Annotated in this window: 22 protein-coding genes; 17 read left to right on the top strand and 5 right to left on the bottom strand. The window is 71.5% G+C overall.

The features are described 5' to 3' along the window. Positions 1-120: 120 nt before the first annotated feature. Entirely contained in the window at positions 121-750 is a 630-nt protein-coding gene (locus tag AB0D85_RS28200) for a TetR family transcriptional regulator (RefSeq protein WP_362325857.1), read from the bottom strand. 122 nt (positions 751-872) lie between these two features. Here AB0D85_RS28200 and AB0D85_RS28195 point away from each other — a divergent pair, with 122 nt between their 5' ends. The 4 genes from AB0D85_RS28195 (at position 873) to AB0D85_RS28180 (ending at position 3652) form a co-directional block, all read left to right on the top strand. Further along, positions 873-1040, top strand: coding sequence for a hypothetical protein (locus AB0D85_RS28195; protein ID WP_362325854.1), 168 nt, complete (start codon positions 873-875; stop codon positions 1038-1040). 35 nt (positions 1041-1075) lie between these two features. Beyond that, positions 1076-1348 carry a DUF4190 domain-containing protein gene (locus AB0D85_RS28190; RefSeq protein ID WP_362325891.1) on the top strand — a complete coding sequence of 91 codons (273 nt, stop codon included), beginning with the start codon at positions 1076-1078 and terminating at the stop codon, positions 1346-1348. A gap of 141 nt (positions 1349-1489) precedes the next feature. Further along, a complete protein-coding gene (locus AB0D85_RS28185) occupies positions 1490-2653 on the top strand; it encodes a cysteine desulfurase family protein (protein ID WP_362325851.1) in 1164 nt (387 codons plus the stop codon). A gap of 141 nt (positions 2654-2794) precedes the next feature. After that, the gene (locus AB0D85_RS28180; protein ID WP_362325848.1) at positions 2795-3652 is read left to right on the top strand and encodes an intradiol ring-cleavage dioxygenase; all 858 of its coding nucleotides are present in this window, start codon (positions 2795-2797) and stop codon (positions 3650-3652) included. 74 nt (positions 3653-3726) lie between these two features. On the opposite strand, the gene AB0D85_RS28175 is transcribed toward AB0D85_RS28180, so the two are convergent. Continuing rightward, the gene (locus tag AB0D85_RS28175; protein WP_362325845.1) at positions 3727-5052 is read right to left on the bottom strand and encodes a hypothetical protein; all 1326 of its coding nucleotides are present in this window, start codon (positions 5050-5052) and stop codon (positions 3727-3729) included. A 174-nt stretch (positions 5053-5226) separates the two neighbouring features. Here AB0D85_RS28175 and AB0D85_RS28170 point away from each other — a divergent pair, with 174 nt between their 5' ends. From AB0D85_RS28170 to AB0D85_RS28135, 8 genes are all read left to right on the top strand, one after another. Next, positions 5227-6063 (top strand): SDR family NAD(P)-dependent oxidoreductase, encoded by an 837-nt coding sequence (locus AB0D85_RS28170; RefSeq protein WP_362325842.1) that lies wholly within the window; start codon positions 5227-5229, stop codon positions 6061-6063. Further along, a complete protein-coding gene (locus AB0D85_RS28165) occupies positions 6056-6997 on the top strand; it encodes an amidohydrolase family protein (RefSeq protein WP_362325839.1) in 942 nt (313 codons plus the stop codon). Before AB0D85_RS28170 ends, AB0D85_RS28165 begins: the two co-directional genes overlap by 8 nt. Before the next feature lie 182 nt (positions 6998-7179). Next, positions 7180-8550, top strand: coding sequence for an FAD-binding oxidoreductase (locus AB0D85_RS28160; RefSeq protein WP_362325836.1), 1371 nt, complete (start codon positions 7180-7182; stop codon positions 8548-8550). Between the two features lie 26 nt (positions 8551-8576). Then, positions 8577-9584, top strand: a complete 1008-nt coding sequence (locus tag AB0D85_RS28155; RefSeq protein WP_362325833.1) for an ABC transporter substrate-binding protein — start codon at positions 8577-8579, stop codon at positions 9582-9584. Then, a complete protein-coding gene (locus tag AB0D85_RS28150) occupies positions 9581-10348 on the top strand; it encodes an ABC transporter permease subunit (protein ID WP_362325830.1) in 768 nt (255 codons plus the stop codon). Before AB0D85_RS28155 ends, AB0D85_RS28150 begins: the two co-directional genes overlap by 4 nt. After that, positions 10345-11181 (top strand): ABC transporter permease, encoded by an 837-nt coding sequence (locus AB0D85_RS28145; RefSeq protein ID WP_362325827.1) that lies wholly within the window; start codon positions 10345-10347, stop codon positions 11179-11181. The genes AB0D85_RS28150 and AB0D85_RS28145 overlap by 4 nt, the downstream gene beginning before the upstream one ends. Further along, complete coding sequence (locus AB0D85_RS28140; protein WP_362325824.1) at positions 11178-11984, top strand: ABC transporter ATP-binding protein; 807 nt, start codon at positions 11178-11180, stop codon at positions 11982-11984. The genes AB0D85_RS28145 and AB0D85_RS28140 overlap by 4 nt, the downstream gene beginning before the upstream one ends. Before the next feature lie 133 nt (positions 11985-12117). Next, complete coding sequence (locus AB0D85_RS28135; RefSeq protein ID WP_362325821.1) at positions 12118-14151, top strand: hypothetical protein; 2034 nt, start codon at positions 12118-12120, stop codon at positions 14149-14151. A gap of 192 nt (positions 14152-14343) precedes the next feature. On the opposite strand, the gene AB0D85_RS28130 is transcribed toward AB0D85_RS28135, so the two are convergent. Both AB0D85_RS28130 and AB0D85_RS28125 read right to left on the bottom strand, forming a co-directional pair. Next, positions 14344-15126, bottom strand: coding sequence for an SDR family oxidoreductase (locus AB0D85_RS28130; RefSeq protein ID WP_362325818.1), 783 nt, complete (start codon positions 15124-15126; stop codon positions 14344-14346). Positions 15127-15186: 60 nt separating this feature from the next. Continuing rightward, positions 15187-15939 carry an SDR family NAD(P)-dependent oxidoreductase gene (locus tag AB0D85_RS28125; RefSeq protein WP_362325815.1) on the bottom strand — a complete coding sequence of 251 codons (753 nt, stop codon included), beginning with the start codon at positions 15937-15939 and terminating at the stop codon, positions 15187-15189. A 107-nt stretch (positions 15940-16046) separates the two neighbouring features. On the opposite strand from AB0D85_RS28125, the gene AB0D85_RS28120 reads away from it, so the two are divergent. The 5 genes from AB0D85_RS28120 to AB0D85_RS28100 are packed head-to-tail and all read left to right on the top strand — an operon-like array spanning position 16047 to position 20961. After that, entirely contained in the window at positions 16047-16931 is an 885-nt protein-coding gene (locus tag AB0D85_RS28120) for a fumarylacetoacetate hydrolase family protein (RefSeq protein ID WP_362325812.1), read from the top strand. A gap of 7 nt (positions 16932-16938) precedes the next feature. Further along, on the top strand, positions 16939-17760 hold the full coding sequence (locus tag AB0D85_RS28115) for a fumarylacetoacetate hydrolase family protein (RefSeq protein WP_362325809.1): 822 nt from the start codon (positions 16939-16941) through the stop codon (positions 17758-17760). Continuing rightward, positions 17757-18977 (top strand): amidohydrolase family protein, encoded by a 1221-nt coding sequence (locus tag AB0D85_RS28110; RefSeq protein WP_362325806.1) that lies wholly within the window; start codon positions 17757-17759, stop codon positions 18975-18977. The genes AB0D85_RS28115 and AB0D85_RS28110 overlap by 4 nt, the downstream gene beginning before the upstream one ends. Next, positions 18974-20449 carry a carboxylesterase family protein gene (locus AB0D85_RS28105; protein WP_362325803.1) on the top strand — a complete coding sequence of 492 codons (1476 nt, stop codon included), beginning with the start codon at positions 18974-18976 and terminating at the stop codon, positions 20447-20449. The genes AB0D85_RS28110 and AB0D85_RS28105 overlap by 4 nt, the downstream gene beginning before the upstream one ends. Positions 20450-20463: 14 nt before the next feature. After that, on the top strand, positions 20464-20961 hold the full coding sequence (locus AB0D85_RS28100; protein ID WP_362325800.1) for a carboxymuconolactone decarboxylase family protein: 498 nt from the start codon (positions 20464-20466) through the stop codon (positions 20959-20961). Here AB0D85_RS28100 and AB0D85_RS28095 read toward each other — a convergent pair. After that, positions 20958-21731 carry an alpha/beta hydrolase gene (locus AB0D85_RS28095; RefSeq protein WP_362325797.1) on the bottom strand — a complete coding sequence of 258 codons (774 nt, stop codon included), beginning with the start codon at positions 21729-21731 and terminating at the stop codon, positions 20958-20960. The genes AB0D85_RS28100 and AB0D85_RS28095 overlap by 4 nt on opposite strands. Between the last annotated feature and the right edge of the window lie 92 nt (positions 21732-21823).

Here is a 21823-nt window from a genome sequence, read left to right as displayed (position 1 = left end):
GCCACCCCTCCCCCGCTGGCAACCACGCCCGGACGCCAAGGCGCGTAGGCACGGGGGGGGGCGTCCGGACAACCGGACGCACCGCCCCTTCGTGCTGCCCGCCTTGCCCGCCGGGGGGGCCTAGTCCAGCCAGTGCTGCCGGCCGAGGCTGATCAGGCGCAGCTGGCGGTTGGCGACCTGGGCGACGCGCTGCCGCTCCGCCTCCGAGGACTCCTCCGACTCCAGGGTCTCCAGGAACAGCGAGGCGGTGATGAGCATCTGGTCCACGTAGAGGTGGGCCAGCATCAGCAGGTCGTCGTCGTTCCAGCCCTGCGCCTCGGGGTCCTTGGCCAGCTCGGCCCGCACCTCCTCGGCGAACCGCGCCAGTTGGGCCCGGATCGCCTCGCGCACCGGCTGCACCCCGCCGTGCCGCTCCCGGGCGATGAACCGGACGTGCGACGGATGGGCGGCCACATGGTCGGCGATCAACCGCACCGCGTGGGTGATGCGCTCCTGGCCGGGCATGGAGACCGTCGTACGGACCATGGGGTGCAGGCTGCCGAGGGCCTCGTCGACGAGGGCGACCCCGAGGTCGGCGGTGGAGCGGAAGTGCCGGTAGAAGGCGGTCGGTGCGACGCCCACGGCCCGGGTGACCTCGCGCAGCCCCAGGCTGCTCAGGCTCTGCTCCTCCAGCAGCCCGAGCGCCGCGTCCAGGAAAGCCTGGCGGGTCTTCTGCTTCTGGGCCTGCCGGATACCGAGGGTGTGACTCATGTCATCCAGTTAACAACTGTTCTCTGGAATTGGAAAGCCGTGCGAGTTGCTAGACTCAAAGTCAGTGAACAACTGTTACTACAACCGTTCACCCAAACTTAACGGAGGGGGGATCGAATCCCATGCTGTTCCTCGTCGCCGCACTCATGCTGCTCGGCGTGGTGCTGGGCACCGTGGCCCACGCGCCGCTCGACGTCACCGCAGGACTAGCCACCGTGATCGTCGTCTGGCTGGCCGTCTTCGCACTCCGCGAGCGCATCGCCCGCCGCCGCCACACCTCGGCCAACTGACCTTCCGCCCCCGCTCACTTGAGGAGCTGAGCATGATGCAACTCACCGCCCCGGCCACCCCCCGCCCCCAGACCCGCACCCGCGACGCCGACGGCATGGCCGTGGCGTCCTTCATCCTGGGCCTCCTCGGCCTCCTGGTGCTGAACCTGCTCCTGGGCCCGATCGCGATCATCCTGGCCCTGGTCTCCCTGTGGCGCGGCACGACCCGCAAGGGCCGCGCATACCTGGGCCTGGCCCTGGGCGTGGCCGACCTGGCGGTCCTGGCGATCGCGATGGAGATCTCGAACACGGTGTCCTGGAGCCTGTAAGCAGGCCTCAGGAAGGCGCCCCTTCAGGGGCGCGGGGAACTGCGCGACCAGCCCCGCACGGCCCGCGGTGACCCACCGGCCCGAGCCGACCACGGCGCCCCTCGGTTCTGCGGCGGAGCCCCCCGTAGAATCGACGTCACCATGGCCTACCTCGACCACGCCGCCACGACCCCGATGCTCCCGGAAGCGGCAGAAGCACTCACCGCCGCCCTCCGCGTGAGCGGCAACGCGTCTTCCCTGCACGCCTCCGGCCGCAAGGCCCGCCGCACGGTCGAGGAATCCAGGGAGACCCTCGCGGAAGCGCTCGGCGCCCGCCCCAGCGAGGTCGTCTTCACCTCCGGCGGCACCGAGGCCGACAACCTCGCGGTCAAGGGCCTCTACTGGTCCCGCCGCGACGCCGACCCCGCCCGTACCCGGATCCTGTCCAGCCCCGTGGAACACCACGCCGTCCTCGACGCGGTCCACTGGCTCGGCGAACACGAGGGCGCGACGGTGGAGTACCTCCCCGTCGACGGCTATGGCCGGGTCCACCCCGACGCGCTGCGCGAGGCGATCGCCCGCAACCCCGACGACGTGGCCCTCGCCACCGTCATGTGGGCCAACAACGAGATCGGCACGGTCCTGCCGGTCCGTGAACTCGCCGACGTGGCCGTCGAGTTCGGCATCCCCCTGCACGCCGACGCGGTCCAGGCCTTCGGCCAGGTCCCCGTGGACTTCGGCGCCTCCGGCCTCGCCGCGATGACCGTCTCCGGCCACAAGGTCGGCGGCCCGTACGGCATCGGCGCGTTGCTCCTCGGCCGTGAGTACACCCCCGTACCGGTCCTGCACGGCGGCGGCCAGGAGCGGCACGTCCGCTCCGGCACCCTCGACGTCCCGGCGATCGCCTCCTTCGCGGTCGCCGCCCGCCTGGCGGCCGAGCGCCGCGAGTGGTTCGCCCGGGAGATCGGCGCCCTGCGCGACCGGTTGACCGGCGCCGTGCTCACGGCCGTACCGGACGCGATCCTCGGCGGCGACCCGGTGGACCGGCTCCCGGCCAACGCGCACTTCACCTTCCCGGGCTGCGAGGGCGACTCGCTGCTCCTGCTGCTGGACGCCCAGGGCATCGAGTGCTCGACCGGCTCCGCGTGCACCGCCGGGGTCGCCCAGCCGAGCCATGTCCTGCTGGCCACCGGCACCGACCCGGACCTGGCCCGCGGCACCCTGCGCTTCTCGCTCGGCCACACCTCCACCCAGGCCGACGTCGACGCGGTCGCGAAGGCGATCGGCCCGGCGGTGGAGCGGGCCCGGGCCGCCGGACTGAGCTGAAAGTACACGCGGGAGCTGAGAGCAACATGCGGAATCTGCCCCAACTGTGTTCCAAAGAGGGGGAGTTGCGGGGTTCTTCCCCAGCGTTCTCACAGTGCGTGGCCATGGCTCACCTCAGGTCGTTCCTTAAGTTCTCCTGACATGACAGACAACGCCTCTGCCTCCGAGCAGACCCCCGAGCCCGTTTCCGCCGACACCCTCTCCGCCCAGCCGGGTCGTCACCGCGTGGACAACACCATGAAGCGGCGGCGCGTGCTGATCGGCGGCGCCACCATCGCCGCGGCCGGCGGGCTGATGGCCGCGGGCCTCGCCTCCGCCGACACCGTCACCTCGGAGAGCGACTCCGACGCCTCCACCTCCGTCACCAGCGACGCCTCCTCCGGCGTCTGCTCCCTCACCTCCGAGGTCACCGAGGGCCCCTACTCGCTCACCGGCGCGCTGGTGCGCGAGGACGTCCGCGAGGGCAAGGACGGTGTCGAGGTCCAGTACACCTTCACCGTCGTCGACGAGGCCAACGACTGTGCTCCGCTGGCGGACGCGCTGGTCGAGATCTGGCACTGCGACGCGCTCGGCGAGTACTCCGGCTTCGTGGGCAAGAACGGCCACACCGAGGACGACGACGGCACCTTCCTGCGCGGCGGCCAGATGACCGACTCCGACGGCCAGGTGAGCCTCATCTCGATCTGGCCGGGCCACTACGTCTCGCGTGCCGTGCACGTCCACATGCGGGTGCACACCGATGTGACGCTGACCGACGACTCGTACACCGGCGGCTCGGTCATCCACACCGGTCAGCTCTTCTTCGACGCGGACATCAACACCGAGGTCCAGGCGACCTCGCCGTACTCCGACAACACCACCACGGAGACCCAGCTCTCCGACGACACCATCTACGACGACGGCGGCGCCTCCTCCGGCCTGCTGACCCTGACCGCACTGGGTGACAGCGTCTCCGACGGGTACCAGGCGACGCTCACCGTGGGTGTCAGCACCTCCTGAGGCCGACGGGCCCGGAGTTCGCTGGCACCGCCGGCCCGGCCGACCTCACCCGTCATGGTCGCCGGGCCGGCTGGTCACCCCAGCTCCCGGGCGAGCGCCCGCAGGTCGTCGTCGCTCGCGAGGCGGTTCTCCCGGGTCATCAACTGCTTCACCTGATCGAGCAGTTGGTCCAGGCCGGCCGGGGGCAGGTCGATTCCGAGCGCTGCCGTCCGGTCGGCCAGGGTGTACGGGCCGCTGTCGGGAGTGAAGGGGATCCGGCGCTCGTTGCCGACCAGGGACGGCTCCACGCAGTTGTGGAGCAGCGGATCGACCGCCGTCTCCTGGGTGATGAAGTCCAGTCCGCCCCAGCAGAACGCGTCCGGACCCGTGATCGGGTGGTTCCAGGCGGTCTGATAGCCCGTCACCTCCGCGCCCAGCCGCGCGAGTTCGGTGAGCTCCTCGGTGCGGATGCCGGTACGGACGCCGTAGACGGCCTCGAAGGCCAGTGCGGTGGCGGCGAGATCGGCGTTGCCGGGGCCGCCGCAGTAGCCGTTGACCGACAGTTCCACGGCGGTGGCGCCGGCCCGGACGGCGGCGACCGCGCAGCCGACGGCCAGCCCGAACGTGTTGTGCGGGTGCAGTCCCACCGCCACCTCGGGCGCCAACTCCCGTGTCCGGTGCACCAGATAGCCGTACGCCTCCGGGCTCATCGCGCCCGGCCCGTCGAAGAGGGTCAGCTCGCCGGCCCCGGCCTCGGTGAGCGCCGCGACGGTCGCCGCGTGGTCCTCCTCCGTCAGGTACGACACCATCAGCATCGGCGCGATCACATCGAGGCCCGACGAGCGGGCGTACCCGATGAGCCGAGCCGCCCGCCCCAGTACGGCGGCCCGGTCGCGCGAGGTCTCCGGGGTCCGCCACTCCTCGCCCCGCCAGGCGGCGGCGTACACGTCGGGCCGGTAGAGCAGTGCCGTCTCGCCGAAGCCCTGCACCCACACCTGGACGGCGTCGTAACCGGCCCGCGCGGCACGGTCGATGTCCTCCGTAGAGCGCATCAGCGGGCAGATCACCCGGCACTCGGGGTTCTCGCCCTTGACCAGATCCACCTCGGCCTTCAGCACGCCCTCTGCACGCCCGCCGGGCCCGGCGGTGACGACCTCCGGCACCCCGGTCGCCACCACCCGCCGCAGAAAGGCGCGCTTCGCCCCGGCCGGGGCCGTGACGCCCGGCAGGGTCTCCAGGGAGCGCAGCGTCGCGTCCCGCAGCCGGACCGTCTCCGGCAGCGAACCCACCACGTCCGTACGGCGGTTGAGCGGGCTCACCGACCAGCGGCCGGGCTCATGGGCACCGGGCGCCCGCCGGGCGCCGAGCTCGGCGCGGAAGCGGGCGATCTCCTCCGGGGTGAAGACGGGGGGTTTCTGCACGGTTGTCCTCCGGGTCGGCGGCGTCCTCGGTACCGCTGCCCATACAAGCCCTCTGTCGACACACTTGGCAAGAAGGCGCCCGAGATCCGGTTAACGAAGCTCTCATGTTTACTTTGTGTCGACACTTGGCTATGACTGTCGGCAGGCTCCGATCCCCCATGGAGGGAGGCTCCTGTGCTTCAGGACGCGCCAGAACACCCACTCGGTCCTCGTTCAGGGCGGCTCGCCGGCAAGGTCGCCGTCATCGGCGGCGCCGGAAGTGTCGGCCCCGGCTGGGGCAACGGCCGCGCCGCCGCCGTGCTCTTCGCCCGCGAGGGCGCCACGGTCTTTCTCACCGACCGGGACAAGGACGCGCTGGAGGTCACCGCGGCCCAGATCCGCAGCGAAGGCGGCACGGTCCGCACCGATCTCCTGGACGTCACCGAACCCGACGCCGTCCAGGCCTACTTCACCGAGACGGCCGCACGGGCCGGCCGGATCGACATCCTCGTCAACAACGTGGGCGGCTCCCGGCCGGGCGGCGTGGCGGAGCTGAGTCCGGAGGACTGGGACAGCCAGCTGCGGACCAACCTCACCAGCGCCTTCCTCGCCTGCAAGCACGTCATCCCGGTCATGCGGCGGGGCGGGGGAGGGGCGATCGTCAACACCGCCTCCTGCTCCGGGCTGCGCTGGACCGGCGCCGCCCAGGTGGGCTACGCGGCGGCCAAGGCCGCGGTCATCCAGCTGTCCCGGGTCACGGCCGTCCAGTACGCGCCGGACGGGATCCGGGTCAACACCGTCGTCCCCGGGCAGCTGCACACCCCGATGGTCGAGGCCCGGCTGGCCGGGCAGCGGGCGGGCGGGGACGTGGACAAGCTGCTCTCCCAGCGGCAGGCCCGGATCCCGCTCGGCTTCATGGGCGACGGGCGCGACACGGCGTACGCGGCGCTGTTCCTGGCCTCGGACGAGGCGCGGTTCGTCACCGGCACCGAGATCGTCGTCGACGGCGGAATGACGGCGCGCTGTGACTGAGCCCGCCGCGACCGCACCGGCCGTCCTGCCCCAGGTACCGCTCCCCGAGCCCTCGCCGGGGTGCCCGCCCCCGCACCCCTCGCCCCGGGTGCCGAAACTCCGGCTGCCGCCGGGCAGTTGCGACGCCCACTGCCACATCTTCGGACCCGCCGGCGTCTTCCCGTACGCGCCGGACCGCACCTTCACCCCGCTCGACGCCCCCAAGGAACAACTCGGGGCCCTGCACGCCCACCTGGGGCTGGAGCGGACGGTGGTCGTGCAGTCGTCCTGCTACGGCCACGACCACCGGGTGCTGCTCGACGCCCTCGCGGCCGGACGGGGCGCGGTGCGGGGGGTGGCGCTGGTCGGCGAGGCGACGAGCCGGGCCGAGGTGGAGGAGCTGCACCGGGCGGGCGTACGGGCCTTCCGGCTCAACTTCCTTCCGCATCTGCGGAGCCGGCCGACCGGCGCCGAGATCGACGCCGTACTGGAACGCGTCGACGGCCTCGGCTGGGCCGCCCAGCTCCATGTGCGGGGCGAGGACCTGCCGGGCCTGGCAGACGTCGTACGCACCCTGCCCGGCCGGGTGGTGATCGACCACATGGGCCGGGTCGACCTGGCCGCGGGCCGGGACGGCCCGGCCGTCCGCGGCCTGCGCGCGCTGCTCGACACGGGGGACGTGTGGGTCAAGGTCAGCGGCGTCGACCGGGTCTCCCTGGAGGGCCCGCCGTACACCGACGCAGTCGGCCTCGCCGCGTCCCTGGTGGCGTACGCGCCGGAGCGGGTGGTATGGGGCACCGACTACCCGCACGTCAACATCACCGGCGCACCCCCGGACGACGGCCTCCTGGTCGACCTCCTCGAACACATCGCCCCCGACCCGGTCCACCTGCGGCAACTGCTGGTGGACAACCCAGCGGAACTCTTCGACTTCGATGCGCTGACCGCCCCGTAAGGGGCGCGGGGAACTGCGCGACCAGCCCCCACCGTGCCGCACCCGACCAACACACCCCCCACGGCACCCCCAAGTGAAGCGTCTAGTGTCGCCAGAGATGCCTGATATTTCGCTGACGCATCTCTTGAAACCCCGAAAGTGTCGACAGTATGGTCCCGGTTGAAACGCGTGAGGAGACGGCCATGCACCAGCTGCCCCAGGGCACCCTCATCCGGCGCGGCGACGAGGCCTACGAACAGGCCCGTCTCGACGCCGTCTGGAACGAACGCAAACCCGACCGCCACCCCGACGTCATCGTGCTCGCCCGAAACGAGCTGGACGTCGTCGCGGCCGTCCGGCTGGCCCGCGCCGAGGGACGGCGGATCGGCATCCGCTCCGGCGGACACAGCTGGGTCGGCAACGGCGTCCGCGACGGCGGGATGCTGCTCGACCTCTCGCACCTGACGGAGGTCACCGTCGACCCGGCCACCCGGACGGCGACCGCACAGCCGGCGGCCACCGGACCCGCCCTGCTCGAAGCCGCCGCCCCGCACGGTCTGTTCTTCCCCACCGGTCACGCCCCCACCGTCGGCCTCGGCGGCTTCCTCCTCGGCGGCGGCTACGGCTGGGACTCCCGCCACCTCGGCCCGGCCTGCCTCGGCATCCGCGCCGTGGACGTCGTCCTCGCCGACGGCACCCTGGTGCACGCCACCGACGCCAACCACCCGGCCCTGCTGTGGGCGGCGCGGGGCAGCGGACCCGGCTTCTTCGGCGTCGTCACCCGCTTCCACCTCGACCTGCACCCGGCGCCGAAGCGGCTGCTGCGCACCCTGCACAGCTACCCCCTCGAACTCCGGGACGAGGTGCTGGCCTGGATGTACGACACGCTCGAACTGCTGCCGAGGGAGGTCGAGTTCTCGGCCAAGGTCGGCTTCGTGGAGGGCCTCGACCGGCACACCGTGTCGGTCACCGCGACCGCGTTCGCCCAGGACGAGGACTCCGATCCGCTCGCGCTGCTGGAGACCGCGCCCTTCCGGGACAAGGCGCTGCGGGAGGTCGTGAGCGCCGGGACCACGATGGCCGAGCTGTACACGCACGCCGACCGGATGACCCCGGCCGGGATGCGCTGGGCCCTCGACGGGATCTGGACGGACGAGCCGGTCGACAAGGTCCTGGACGCGGCCCGGCCGCTGTTCGACTCCGCGCCGGACACCACCAGCCACGTCCTGTGGATGCTCTGGGGCGGCTTCCCGGAGCGCCCCGACGCCTGCTGGTCCAGTCAGGCCAAGCTCTATCTCTCGCCCAACGCCGGCTGGACGGACCCGGCCGAGGACCTCCTCCACGAGCGGTGGGCGCACGGCGAACTCGCCGCGATCCAGCACCTGTCCAAAGGTCTGCAGTTCTCCGACAACAACGTCGCGGACCGCTTCGACCACGGGCTCAGTCCGGCCAGCGCGGCCCGCCTGGACGAGATCCGGGCCGTGTACGACCCCGACGGCCTGTTCCGCACCTACATGACCGCCGACGAATCCACCACCGCCTACGCCGCCGCGGGCCCCGCGCGGATGCACTGATCCTTGCCCTGAAGGAGAGCCGTTCCATGCAGACCTCGAGAATCCCGCGGCGCCGTACCCTCGTCCTCCTGACCGCCCTGGCCGCCACCGTGTCGCTGACCGCCACCGCCTGCGGCGGCGACTCGGCCGCCGGCACCCAGACCGCCGACGGCAAGGCGAAGATCACCGTCCTGCGCTCCAACGGAGCCATCTTCGAGCCGCTCTACATAGCCGAGCAGCAGGGCTACTTCAAGGACGCGGGCCTCGACGTCACCATCAAGGCCGGCGCCCAGGACACCTCGCAGAACGCGCCGTCCGTCCTCAACGGCGAGGCCCAGTTCGCGATGACGGACAGCTCGGGCTTCCTCAAGGGCGCGGCCTCGGGCATGGGCATCCGGATCGTCACCGGCCTGCAGTCCGCGACGACGAAGACCGACCCCACCGACGGCCTGCTGGTGAAGAAGGACAGCAAGATCACGTCCTTCAAGGACCTGGAGGGCAAGACCGTCGGCATCTCCGCGCTCGGCGGCACCATCCAGTTCATCTGCGAGTACCTGACCCAGAAGGCGGGCGGCGATCCCTCGAAGATCAAGTTCGTGGCCCTGCCGACCACTTCGCTCACCGACGCCGCCAAGTCCGGCAAGACCGACGCGGTGTTCTCCTTCGGCCCGTTCTACTTCGCCGCCAAGGACAGCGGACTGCGCTCCATCGGCAACGGCATGAACGACCTGCCCGGCATGGTCCAGGGCCTGCTCTTCGCCAGCCAGAAGTACCTGTCCGCCAACAGCGGCACCGCGAAGAAGTTCACCGACGCCGTCGCCAAGGCCATCACCTACGCCGACGCCCACCCCGCGGCCGTCAAGGCGATCGACAAGAAGTACACGCAGGTCGACGCCTCCTTCATCGACGCGCACGACATCAGCTACTACGACAAGAACCTCAACACGACGATGATGCGCACGGTGATCACGAAGATGCACGAGTTCGGCCTGCTCGACACGGAGCCCAAGGACGCCGACGTGTACTGGGACCAGGCCCCCGTGGTGACCTCGTGAAGGTCCGTCTCCTCCAACTGGGCGCCGTCATCGGCGTGCTGGCGCTGTGGGCGCTGGTCGCGGCGGCGGACCTGGTGAGCGCGACCGCGCTGCCCGGCCCCGCCGCCGTCGCCGGCGCGCTCGGCGGCCTGCTCGGCAGCGGGACCTACTGGCAGGCCATCGGCGACACCCTGGACGGCGCGGTCGTCGGGCTCGCGGTGGCCGTCGCCGTCGGCATCCCGGTCGGCCTGGTCACCGGGGTGTACGCGGCGGCCGAGGAGTCCTCCCGGCTGCTGGTGGAGATCCTGCGCTCCTTCCCGGTGATCGCCCTGCTCCCGGTGTTCCTGCTGGTCCTCGGCTCGACCCCGGGCATGAAGGCCACGGTCGTCTTCATCGCCTGCGTCTTCCCGATCCTGCTCCAGTCCCAGTACGGCGCCCGCAGCGTGACCCCGGCCGTGCACGAGACCGTGCACAGCTACCGCATCCCCCGGCTGCTGCGCTTCCGCCGGGTGATCCTGCCCGGCGCCGTCCCCTCCGTGATGACCGGACTGCGCCTCGCCGCCACCACCTCCGTCCTGGTCGCCATCGGCGTCGAGGTGCTCACCACCCTGCCCGGCATCGGCCACATGATCATGGAGTCGCAGCAGGCCGGCGCCTCGGACCGGGCGTACGCCTACATCCTCACGGCGGGCACGATCGGCTACTCGATCACCCTGCTCGCCCAGTACGCCGAACACCGGCTGCTGCGCTGGCGGCCGCCGGCCAGGGCGGGTGAGGCGGCATGACCGTCCGTGCGGCGATCCGCCAACTCTGGCTCCCCGCCCTGGTGTTCGTGATCCTGCTGATCTCGACCGCGGGCAGCACCAGCTTCTACTTCCCGCCCCTGACCACGGTCCTGCACACCCTGTGGACCGAACTCGCGGGCGGCGGACTGCTCGACGACCTCTGGTTCAGCCTCCGCAACATCGTCCTCGGACTGCTCCTGGCCACCGTCGTCGGCGTCGGCGCGGGCCTGGTGATCGGTGAGGTCCGCACCCTGCGCCTGGCGCTCGGCCCGCTGCTGGACTTCGCCCGCGCCACCCCGACCGTCGGCTTCGTGCCGGTCATCATCCTCACCCTGGGCATCGGCTCGGGCCCGAAGGTCTTCCTGATCTTCCTCGGCTCGCTCTGGCCGATCCTGCTCAACACCATCGCCGGGGTGGGCCAGATCAACCCCGCCGTGCACGAGACCTCCCGCGGCTACCGCGTCCCCTGGCATCTGCAACTGCGCCGGGTGGTACTGCCGGGAGCCCTGCCGCAGATCTTCGCGGGCATCCGGGTCGCCCTGTCCATCGCCGTCGTCCTCATGGTCGTCAGCGAGATCTACGGCTCGCCCATCGGCCTCGGCAACTTCATCCTGCAGAGCGGCTCCAGCTTCCACGTCGCCGACACCTGGGCCGGCACCCTCCTCATCGGCGTCCTCGGCTACGGCCTGAGCGTGCTGCTCCTGCTCTGCGAGCACGCCCTGCTGGGCTGGTACCACCAGCGTGCGCCCCGGGCACGCCGCCGCCCCCTGCCCACCACGTCCACCGAGTCCACCGAGTCCATCGAGAAGAAGAGCAACGGAGTGGTCGTATGACCCGCGGATCCGCCCTCCACGTCGAGGACCTCTGCATGACCTTCGGCCAGGGCCCCCAGCAGCACAGGGTGCTCGCCGGGCTCAGCCTGCGGGTGGACCCCGGGGAATCCGTGTGCATCGTCGGCCCCTCCGGCGCCGGCAAGACCACCCTGCTGCGCTGCCTGGCCGGACTCACCCCGCCCACCTCCGGCGCGGTCCGCTACGGCGACCAGCGCCTCACCGGGCCGCACGCCGACATCGCCGTGGTCTCCCAGGACTACCGCGGCTCGCTGCTGCCCTGGATGCGGGTGTGGGACAACGTGGCCTTCCCGCTCCAGGGAAGGGGCGTGAAGAAGGCCGCCCGCAGGGCGACCGCGCTGGAGTGCCTGGACGCCGTCGGCCTCGCGGACGTCGGCGACAAGTACCCCTGGCAGCTCTCCGGCGGTATGCAGCAGCGCGTCGCCATCGCCCGCGGCCTCGCCTACGACGCCCCGGTGCTGCTCATGGACGAGCCGTTCGGCTCGGTGGACGCCCAGTCCCGCTTCGACCTGGAGGACCTCACCCTCCAGCTCCGCCGCCGCCTCGGCATCACCGTCGTCGTGGTCACCCACGACATCGACGAGTCCGTCTACCTCGGCGACCGCGTGATCGTCCTCGGCGGCCGCCCCACGGCCGTACTCGACACCCTGACCGTGCCCTTCGGCACCGACCGCGACCAGCTCACCACCCGCGCCGACCCGCGCTTCGCGGAACTGCGCACCCGGGTACTGGCCCGGATCCGGGGCGAGCGCCTCGACCAGGACGCCGAGCCGGCCCACAACTAGACCCGCCGCACCACCGACCAGGGGGCGTGCGCCCACCGGGCGCCACGCGTGGCTCACCCCTGCCCGCGGATCCCCGTATCGCCGATCGGCGATACCCCCTGCCCGAAAACACTGGAAGACAAAGGAGTTCACAGTGCTGCCCACCAACAGGCCGGACAACGAGACCGCTTCGCCCGTCACCGACCTTCTCGACCGGCCCGTCGCCAACCGGGCCCGCCCCCGCGCCCTCATCATCGCGGTGGCCGCCGCCCTCGCCCCCACCCTGCTCGCCCCGGCCACCGCGCAGGCCGCCGGCCGGAAGAAGGGCAAGGGCGCCAAGGCCGACACCTGCATCACCGTCGCCTCGGACGAGACCCTGACCCTCACCGAGACCACCACCGCGACCTGCCTGACCATCGAGGAGGGCGGCACCATCGCCGTCCCCGACGGCTACAGCCTCTCCCTCACCGTCAACGGGGTCGAGACCGGCAGCGAACTCGCCGCGCTCACCGACGGCAACGGCGGCGTCGCCACCGCCATCGCGGCCGGCACCTACAGCGGGACCATCGTCCTGAACGTCGCCGAGGCCACCGACGTCACCTACTCCACCCTCACCTTCCCCTTCCGCCAGGCCATCTACGTCGACTCCGACGGCGTGGACGAGTCCAAGTCGGTGCCCTCCGCCGTCATCGGCGGCACCGTCACCGACAGCGCCGCGACCGGCGTCACCCTCACCTCCAACGGCGAGGCGTTCAACGGCGTGTACGTCGCCGACGGCGCCACCTACACCCTCACCGACCCCACGATCGCCTTCGACGGCAACGGCCGCTGCGACTTCGTCGGCTACGGCGCCGCGATCGTCGGCACCGGCTCCGGCACCACCCTCGTGGTGGACGGCGCCACCATCGGCAACGAGGGGGTCGTCCGCACCGCGGTCATCGCCGACGCCACCGCCAACGTCGTCGTCAAGAACTCCACCATCCACTGCGCCGACGGCACCGTGCCCGCCGAGTACCCGTCCGCAGGCACCGGCGACACCCGCTACATGATCACCGTCCCCTGGATGCTCGGCATCTCCGGCAACGTCCGCGCCACCAACCTGCTCGGCGCCAGCACCAAGGCGTCGTACATCAACTCCAAGATCTCCTCGGAGAAGTGGGGCGCCCTGTCGGTCGACGGCGGCAGCTACTGCACCCTCACCGCCATCAACAGCACCATCGCCAACACCGGCGGCGAGGGCTACGGCAGCTACGCCATCGGCAACGTCACCGAGCACTTCCTCGGCTGCACCTTCGACGTCGGCGACTACGCCCTGATCCACTGGGGCGCCTCGGCGCACTACGGCGACAGCACCGCCGACGCGGTCTCCGCGCTCAACGACTCCCTCGACATCGGCCTCACCAGTGCCGAGCTGAGCGCGCTCCCGGAGCAGTCCACCACCATCGACGCCGGCCGCTTCATGGTCATGTGGTACGCGGCGGGCTCGGTCGCCATCGACGGCGGCACCCAGGTCACCACCGGCGAGACCACGTTCATGTGCAAGGCGGTGGCGGGCACGGTCACGGTCGACGGCTCCGACGGCGCGACGATCACCTCCGGCACCGGCGTCCTCTTCCAGCTGATGGACACCGACCGCCCGAGCAGCGTCACGGTGTCCGGTTACCCCTGGTCGAGCGAGACCACCGGCACCTACACCGAGCCCACCGGTTCGCCCACCAAGTCCTCCAGCTGGGTGACCACGTCCTCCCAGTCCACCGACGCGAAGGGAACCTTCACCGACATCGCCCTGACCGGCGACTTCTACAACTCCGTCTGGGGCGGCGGCAACGCGAGCCTCCAGGGCCAGAACCTCAGCCTCTCCTTCACCCGCACCACGGTCGAGGGCGTGATCTCCGCGAGCACGGCCAAGCACAGCGTCTCGACGATCACGAAGACGGAGTACCGCCAGATCAGCGAGGTCACCAACACCCCGAGCGCGGTGGTGAACAACGGCGTCCTGGTGAGCCTGGGCGCGTCGTCGACCTGGACCGTGACGGGAACGTCGTACCTGAGCGCCCTGACCCTGGCGTCGACGGCGTCGGTCGAGGCGCCGTCGGGCAAGACGGTCACCCTGACGGTCAACGGCACGGCGACGACCATCACCCCCGGCCAGAGCTACACGGGCGCCCTGACCCTGACGGTGTCGTAAGAAGACGAACAGAAGAAAGCCGGCCCCCGGGATTGGATGCGAACCGACATCCCGGGGGCCGGAGCTTTTCAGAGCTTTTCAAAGGGGGAGGGGCGTCCCTACCTGCTTTTAGGGGCGCGGGGCCGTATCAATTTGCGGCTCCGCCGCGTGGGCGCGACCAGCCACACTCAACCCGCGCCCGACGCACTACCTCTACGCCCCAATCATGTTGAATCCCCCATCAGCCACCAAGAAAGAACCTGTGATGTGGCCGGCATCCTCAGTCGCAAGGAACAGCGCAGCCCCGGCGAGCTCCTCGGGCCCGGGAATCCGCCCCATGGGCGTATTCGCCCGCAGCACATCCCCCCGCCCGCTCTTCCAGTCCTCGCGCCCCAGCGTCGCCGCGGTCTCGATGAACCCGGGCGCGAAGACGTTCACCCGCACCTTCGGCGCGAACGCATGCGCATACGACTTGGTCAGCCCGATGATCCCGTACTTCGCGGCGGCGTACTGCGGAGCCCGCGCACTGCCCCGCACCACCACCGTCGACCCGATGTTCACGATCGCCCCGCCCCCCTCCTGCTCCAGCATCCGCCCGCCGAACTCGTGCGTGCAGAGCAGTGTCCCCTTGATGTCGACGGCCAGCACATGGTCGATCGACTCCTCCGTGATGTCCCGCCAGGACATCTGCTCGCGGGCGACGTCCCCCACGTTGTTGACCGCCACGTCCAGCCGCCCGAAGTGCGCCCACACCTCCTCCGCGAGCCGCGTGATCTGCGCGTGCTCGGTGATGTCGGCCTGCACGACGAGCGCCTTGCGGCCCAGCGCGGTCACCCGCTCCGCCGTCGCCTCGGCCCCCGCACGGGAACCGCGGTAGTGGACGGCGACATCGGCACCCTCCCGCGCCGCCCGCACGGCGATCTCCGCACCGAATCCGGTACCGGCGCCGGTCACCAGCACGGTCTTCCCGGCGAAACGTTCGAACACGGCGGTCATACGGCCTCCAAGGTCATCGTGGATGGGAGTCGATGGGAGTGGACGGGACTTGATGGGACTTCAGACGAGCGTCCGCCCGCCGTCGACGTACAGCACCTGCCCGGTGACGAACGCGGCGGCATCGGACGCGAGGAAGAGAACGGGCCCGGTCAGGTCCGCGGGGCGGCCGAGGCGCCCGGCCGGGACGAGGGACTCCAGGGACGCGCGGACCCCCGGCCCCGCCAGGTACGCACGCGTGAGGTCGGTCTCGGTGTACCCGGGCGCGACCGCGTTGACGCTGACCCCGCTCGCCGCCCACTCCCGGGCCATGACCCGCATCAACTGGTCGACACCCCCTTTGGTCGCGGCGTACGGCGCATGGTCGGCGTGTGCCAACAGGCCTGACACGGAGGAGAGATAGACGATCCGTCCGTACCCGGCCGGCACCATCACCCCACCCACGGCCCGCCCCAGCCAGAACGCGCTGTCGAGGTTGACCGCGGTGATCCGCTCCCACACCTCGTCCGGGGTGTCGAGCACCGGCCGGCGGTCGTTGACCCCCACCGCGTGCACGAACACGTCGACACCGCCGAGCAGATCCACCGCACTGTCGACAGCGGCCCGGCAGGCATCCGCCGACGTCAGGTCGGCGCACAGTCCCTTGACGGAACCGGGCCCCGCCGACGCGGCCACCGCGGTCGCCTTGTCCTCGTCGACGTCCAGCACGACCACCGCGGCGCCCGCGTGCGCGAACTCGCCCGCGACCGCCGCGCCGATTCCGCCGGCCCCGGCGACCAGCGCCCGTGTCCCTGTGAAGTCCCATGTCGTCCGCATGCTTCGGACAGTAGGTCACCGCACCGATTTGTGTCCACACTTTGCGCGCCTATTGACGACCGGACGGGCTCAAGAGAGGCTGTCTGTCGACAGTTTAGGGAGGTCTGATGAAGCTGGTGACGTTCGACGGCGGCCCCGACTACGGACTGGTGGGCCGTCTCGACGGAGACACCGTCGTGGAACTGGAAGTGCCCTCCACCCGTGCGTACTTCGAGCGCGAGGGCCAAGTGGGCGAGACGGGGCGGACGTTCGCGCTCGCCGACGTCCGGCTGCGCGCGCCGATCGTGCCGAAGAAGTTCTTCCACACGGCCGGCAACTTCCGGGAACACCACGAGGACCTGGTCCGCGTGGACTGGTCCCACCCGGTCAACAAGGGGATCGTGTTCTTCCAGAACGTCGACGCGATCATCGGCCCGGACGAGCCGATCGTGTACCCGGCGAACCTCACCCGGGAACTCGACTACGAACTCGAACTCGCCATCGTCATCGGCAAGGCGGGCCGCTTCTTCTCCGCCGAGCAGGCCGTGGACCACATCGCGGGCTATGTCGTCTTCAACGACATCACCGCGCGGGACATCCAGCGCAAGGAGATGGAGTCCGGGGTCTTCTCCTTCTCCAAGGCGATCGAGACCTTCTGCCCGATCGGCCCGTACATCGTCACCGCCGACGAGATCGACGACCCGCACGCCCTCGACATGGAACTGCGGGTCAACGGCGACATACGCCAGAAGTCCAACACCGCCCGGATGTCGGTCTCCATCCCGCAGCTGGTCGCCTACCACTCCCCGCAGACCTACAGCCCCGGCGACCTCGTCACCACCGGCACCATCGCCGGAGTCGCCGCGAGCACCGAGGACCCGTTCGCCAACTACCTCAAGCCCGGAGACGTCGTCGAGGCCGAGATCGAGGGCCTGGGCGTGCTGCGCAACCCGGTGGTCTCCTGGCACGAGGCGTACGGGGAGAAAGAACCCCCCGCGGAACAGTGGGTGTGATCGCGGCATGCGCATCGCACGACTCGCCGGCCGTACCGTCCTGCTGACCCCCGAGGGCGCCATCGACGTCCCGTCCTCCCTCGGCGCCGACCCCTTCGCCCGCTGGGACGACCTGCGCCGCTGGTCGGCCGCGGCGACCGGCGCCCGCCCGTACGACGAGTCCGAGCTGGAGCCCCCGGTACCGGCCCCCCGCCAGATCTTCGCCGTCGCCCTCAACTACCGCCCGCACACCGCCGAGGCCGGCTACGAGGAACCCGAGGTCCCGCTGGTCTTCACCAAGTTCGCCACCTGCCTCACCGGCCCGAACACCACGATCACGCTCCCGCCCGGCCATGTCGACTGGGAGCTGGAACTGGTCGCGGTCATCGGCCGGGAGGCCCACCAGGTGCCCGTGGAGAAGGGCTGGGACCCGGTCGCCGCCCTCACCGTCGGCCAGGACCTCTCCGAGCGGATCAGCCAACTCGCGGGAAAGCCCGCCCAGTTCTCGCTCGGCAAGTCCTACCCCGGCTTCGGCCCCGTAGGCCCCGCACTGGTCAGCCTCGACGAACTCGACGACCCCGACGACCTGGAGCTGACCTGCGAGCTGAACGGCGAGACCGTCCAGCACGACCGCACCGCCAACATGATCTTCCCGATTCCCCGACTGGTCTCCCACCTCAGCCAGTTCTGCACCCTCCTCCCCGGCGACCTGATCTTCACCGGCACCCCGGCGGGCGTCGGCAACCGCCGGGTCCCGCGGCGCTTCCTGACCCCCGAGGACGAACTGGTCAGCCGGATCGGGGGAGTCGGCGAGATGCGCCACCGCTTCTGGAGGCCGAGGACCCCATGACCAGCACGCTCTTCACCGACGTCCACGTCTTCGACGGCACCGGGCACGACCCCTTCCCCGCGCAGGTCCTGGTCCAGGGCGACCGCGTCACCGCCGTCGCCGACCGCGTCCCGCGCGACCTGGCCGCCGACGCCCGGGTCATCGATGGAGGCGGCGGCACCCTGCTCCCCGGACTCGTGGACGCCCACACCCACCTCGGCTTCGGTTCCACCGTCGAGCACCTCTCCCGGCGCCGCGACGAACCCGCCGAGGAGAAGGCCCTGCTGGTCGCGCACGCCGGCCGGGTCCTCCTCGACCACGGCATCACCAGTGCCTACTCCGGCGGCAACCGGCTGCCCGGCACCGAGGTCGCCGCCCGCAAGGCCTTCGCCGAGGGCTGGATGCCGGGCCCGCGTCTGAAGGCCGCCTCCTGGGAGGGCAGCGCCGGCATGGTCGAACCCGGCGTCTACGACTTCCCCGGCGTCGACGACCGCGCCTCCGACCCGGAGTCGGTCTCCCGGTTCGTCGCCGACATGGCCGAACTCGGCGTCGACATCGTCAAGTTGTCCCTCTCCGGGGAGAGCGCCGTCGTACAGGGCACCTCGCGGATCGTGCAGTTCACCGACGAGGAGGTGGCCGCCGCCGCGTACACCGCAGAGAAGCACGGCGTCTGGCTCACCGCGCACGCCCACGCGGCCGAGTCGGTCAAGATGGCGGTACGGCACGGCATCCGCGCCGTCTACCACTGCACGTTCGCCGACGAGGAGGCCCTCGACCTGCTCCGGGCCGCCCGTGACCGGATCTTCGTCGCGCCGACCCCGGGCATCATCCACGCCAACCTCCACGAGGCCGACGGCGAACCCGAGCCCGGGATGGAGGTCGAGGCGACCAGGGACGCCGTCCGCGCGGTCGTACCCGAACTCGTGGCACGGGGGATCAGGGTGGTCCCCGGCGGCGACTACGGTTTCGCCTGGAACCCGGTCGGCCGCAATCTGCGGGACCTGGAGCTGTTCGTGGACTGGTTCGGGTTCACCCCGGCAGAGGCGCTGCGCGCGGCGACCGAGTACGGCGGCCAGGTGATGGGGATGGGGGACGAGCTGGGACTGGTCCGGGAGGGGTATCTCGCGGACCTGGTGCTGGTCGACGGCGACCCGCTGGCCGACATCCGGATCCTCCAGGACCGCGACCGGCTGCGGGTGATCATGAAGGACGGCGTGCTGCACAAGGCGGCCGGGTGATCGGCACCACGGTCAGGACCACGGCCGCCGCCGGGCGGCTGGCCGGGGAGTACGACGGCGAGGTGGCCGTCTTCCGCGGCATCCCGTTCGCCGAACCCCCCGTCGGCGACCTGCGCTGGCGGCCCCCGCGGGCCGCCGCGCCCTGGGACGGCGAACGCCGGGCCGACACCTTCGGCCCGGCTCCGCTGCAGCCCCAGCCGCCCCGGGACTCGATCATGTACCACACCAACTTCGCCGACCGGCGGGCGCTGGTGATGAGCGAGGACTGTCTCTACCTGAACGTGTGGACCCCGGACCCGGCCCCCGCCGCCGGACTCCCCGTGCTGGTCTGGATCCACGGCGGCGGCAACCGCTACGGCCACGGCGGCCAGGAGATCCACCACGGCCGTGCGCTGGCCCGGCGCGGCCTGGTCGCCGTCACCCTCAACCACCGGCTCGGCGCCCTCGGTTTCCTCGCCCACCCCGAACTCGCCGCCGAGGATGACCTGGGCGCGTCCGGCAACTACGGGGTGCTGGACATCGTCGCCGCCCTCACCTGGGTACGGGAGAACATCACCGCCTTCGGCGGCGACCCCGGCCGGGTCACCCTCGCCGGCAACTCCGCGGGCGCCGCCCACATCTGCCATCTGATGGCCTCGCCGGCCGCCCGGCACCTCTTCCACGCGGCGATCGGCCAGAGCGCCTCCGGTATCGGCCGGGCCGAGGGCCCGCTGCCGGACCAGGCCGCCGCGCAGAAGCAGGGGCTGCGCTGGGCGGAGGACCGCGACCTCGGCGTGCTGCGCCGCCTGGACGGCGTCGAACTCGTCCTCAAGGGCCACTTCGGACCGGTCGTCGACGGCCGTGTCCTCACCGAACCGAGCGACGACGTCTTCGGCACCGCCCGCCAGCACGCCGTCCCCCTGCTCGTCGGGACCAACGACGACGAGGGCTCGGTCTACGCCTCGCTGGATGTCCTGCGCCGGCTGCCCGTCGAGCCCGGCACGGACGCGGTGTACCCGCTGCGGGACGCCGACGAAGTCCGCCGTACGGCACGGCGGTTCACCGGCGAGAGCCGGTTCACCTACCCGGTGTGGCACTGGGCGCGGACCCATACGGAGGCCGCACCCACCTGGATGTACCGCTTCACCCGGAGACCGCCGCTCCCCGCCGGCATCCCCCTCGCCCCGCCCCGGGACGGCCTCCCCGGCTACGGCGTCCACCACACCGCCGAACTGCCCTACGTCCTGGACAACTTGGCCGCCCGGGCCTGGCCCTGGACCGACGCCGACCGTCAACTCGCCCGCACCATGGCCGACACCTGGGCCCGCTTCGTCACCGACCACGACCCGGGCGGGGGCGCGCTGCCCGCCTGGCCGCGGTTCACGGGGGAGAGCGTGATGGTGTTCGGAGATGGCACGGCAGCGGTCGGTCCGATCCAGCGCCTCGACGCCCTGCGCCTGTTGGACCGTGTGCCCCGCCCCCTGCCCGACTGAACGGAAGGAATCCCATGGCACGACTCCCCGGCACCGAAGGCGGCGGCGAGATCGCCGACCGCGTCCGCGCCCGGCGCGGCGGCACCTTGCAGCCGCTCGACCGGATGCTGCTGCACAGCCCGCCGGTGGCCGACGGCTGGAACAGCCTGCTCGGTGCCGTACGGGAGCGGATGTCGCTGCCCGCCGGCCTCCGCGAACTGGTCATCCTGCGGATCGCGGTCCTCAACCGGGCGCCGTACGAATGGCAGGCGCACGAGCCCGACGCCCGGCGGGCCGGGCTCGGCGACAAGGAGCTGGCCGAAGTCCGGGAGGAGAAGCCGGAGTTCGCCGGGCGGACCGCGCGGGTCATCGCCTACGCCGATGCGATGACCCGCGACGTACGCGTTCCCGACGAGCTGTTCGACGCCCTGCGGGCCGACTTCGACGACACCGAACTCGTCGAACTGACGGCGACCGTGGCGGTGTACAACATGGTGTCCCGGTTCCTGGTCGCCCTGGACGTCAGGCCCTAGCGGTTCAGGAAGCGGATCAGCAGCCGGTTCCAGGTGTCCGGCCGTTCCCAGTGCGGGTTGTGCCCGGCCCCGGCGACGATGTGCGCCTCCGCGTCCCCGAAGCGCCGGGCGAGGTGGCGCAGTCGCGACGGCGGACAGTAGGGGTCGGCGTCGCCGGTGATCAGCTGGACGGGGCGGGCGAGGGCCTCCGGGGCCGCCGGTGGCAGGGGCGGCGGGGGACCGGTGGCGGTGCCGGCGCGTTCGTGGACCGCCAGCCAGGCGGCGACGCCGTCCGGGTTCCGGGCCCGGTACGCCGGTCCCAGCTCCCGGAACTCGACCGGCAGGGCCTCGACGCGGGCCGGGACCGGGAGGTCCAGGGCGCTGCCCGAGAGGGTGAGGCCGAGCAGCCGGGTGCCGTGCGCGAGGGCGTAGGCCAGCGCGATCCGGCCGCCGGCCGCGGCGCCGACGAGATGGAAGGCCGTCAGACCGAGATGGTCGGCGAGGGCGTTCAGGTCGGCCACGTCACTGGTGCCGGTGCCGGTGCCGGTGCCGGTGCCGGTGCGGGTGCGGGTGCCGGGGGCCGAGCCGCGGGTGCCGCGCCGTGAGTAGCCGATGACCCGGTGGCCCGCGGCGGCCAGCACCGGCTGCTGGTACGGCCAGCTCTCGCCGCTGCCGGAGTGCGGATGCAGCAGAATCACGGCACTGCCCCCGCCGCCGGTGTCCCAGCACCACAGGCTGCCGCGGCCCGCCACGGGCACCCGGTGCTCCGTCACCGGAACCTGCGCGGGCACCGGTACGGGGTGCCAGGATGCCCCTGGGGCGCTGCCGTGCACGAGGCCTCCCGAACGCCGAGTTGCTGTCGACAGACTATGGGTAACCGGGG

It is taken from the genome of Streptomyces sp. NPDC048277 (assembly GCF_040652235.1).
GTDB lineage: Bacteria > Actinomycetota > Actinomycetes > Streptomycetales > Streptomycetaceae > Streptomyces.
Note: the sequence above shows the minus strand (reverse complement) of the source record. Positions and strands in the feature narration are given on the sequence as shown.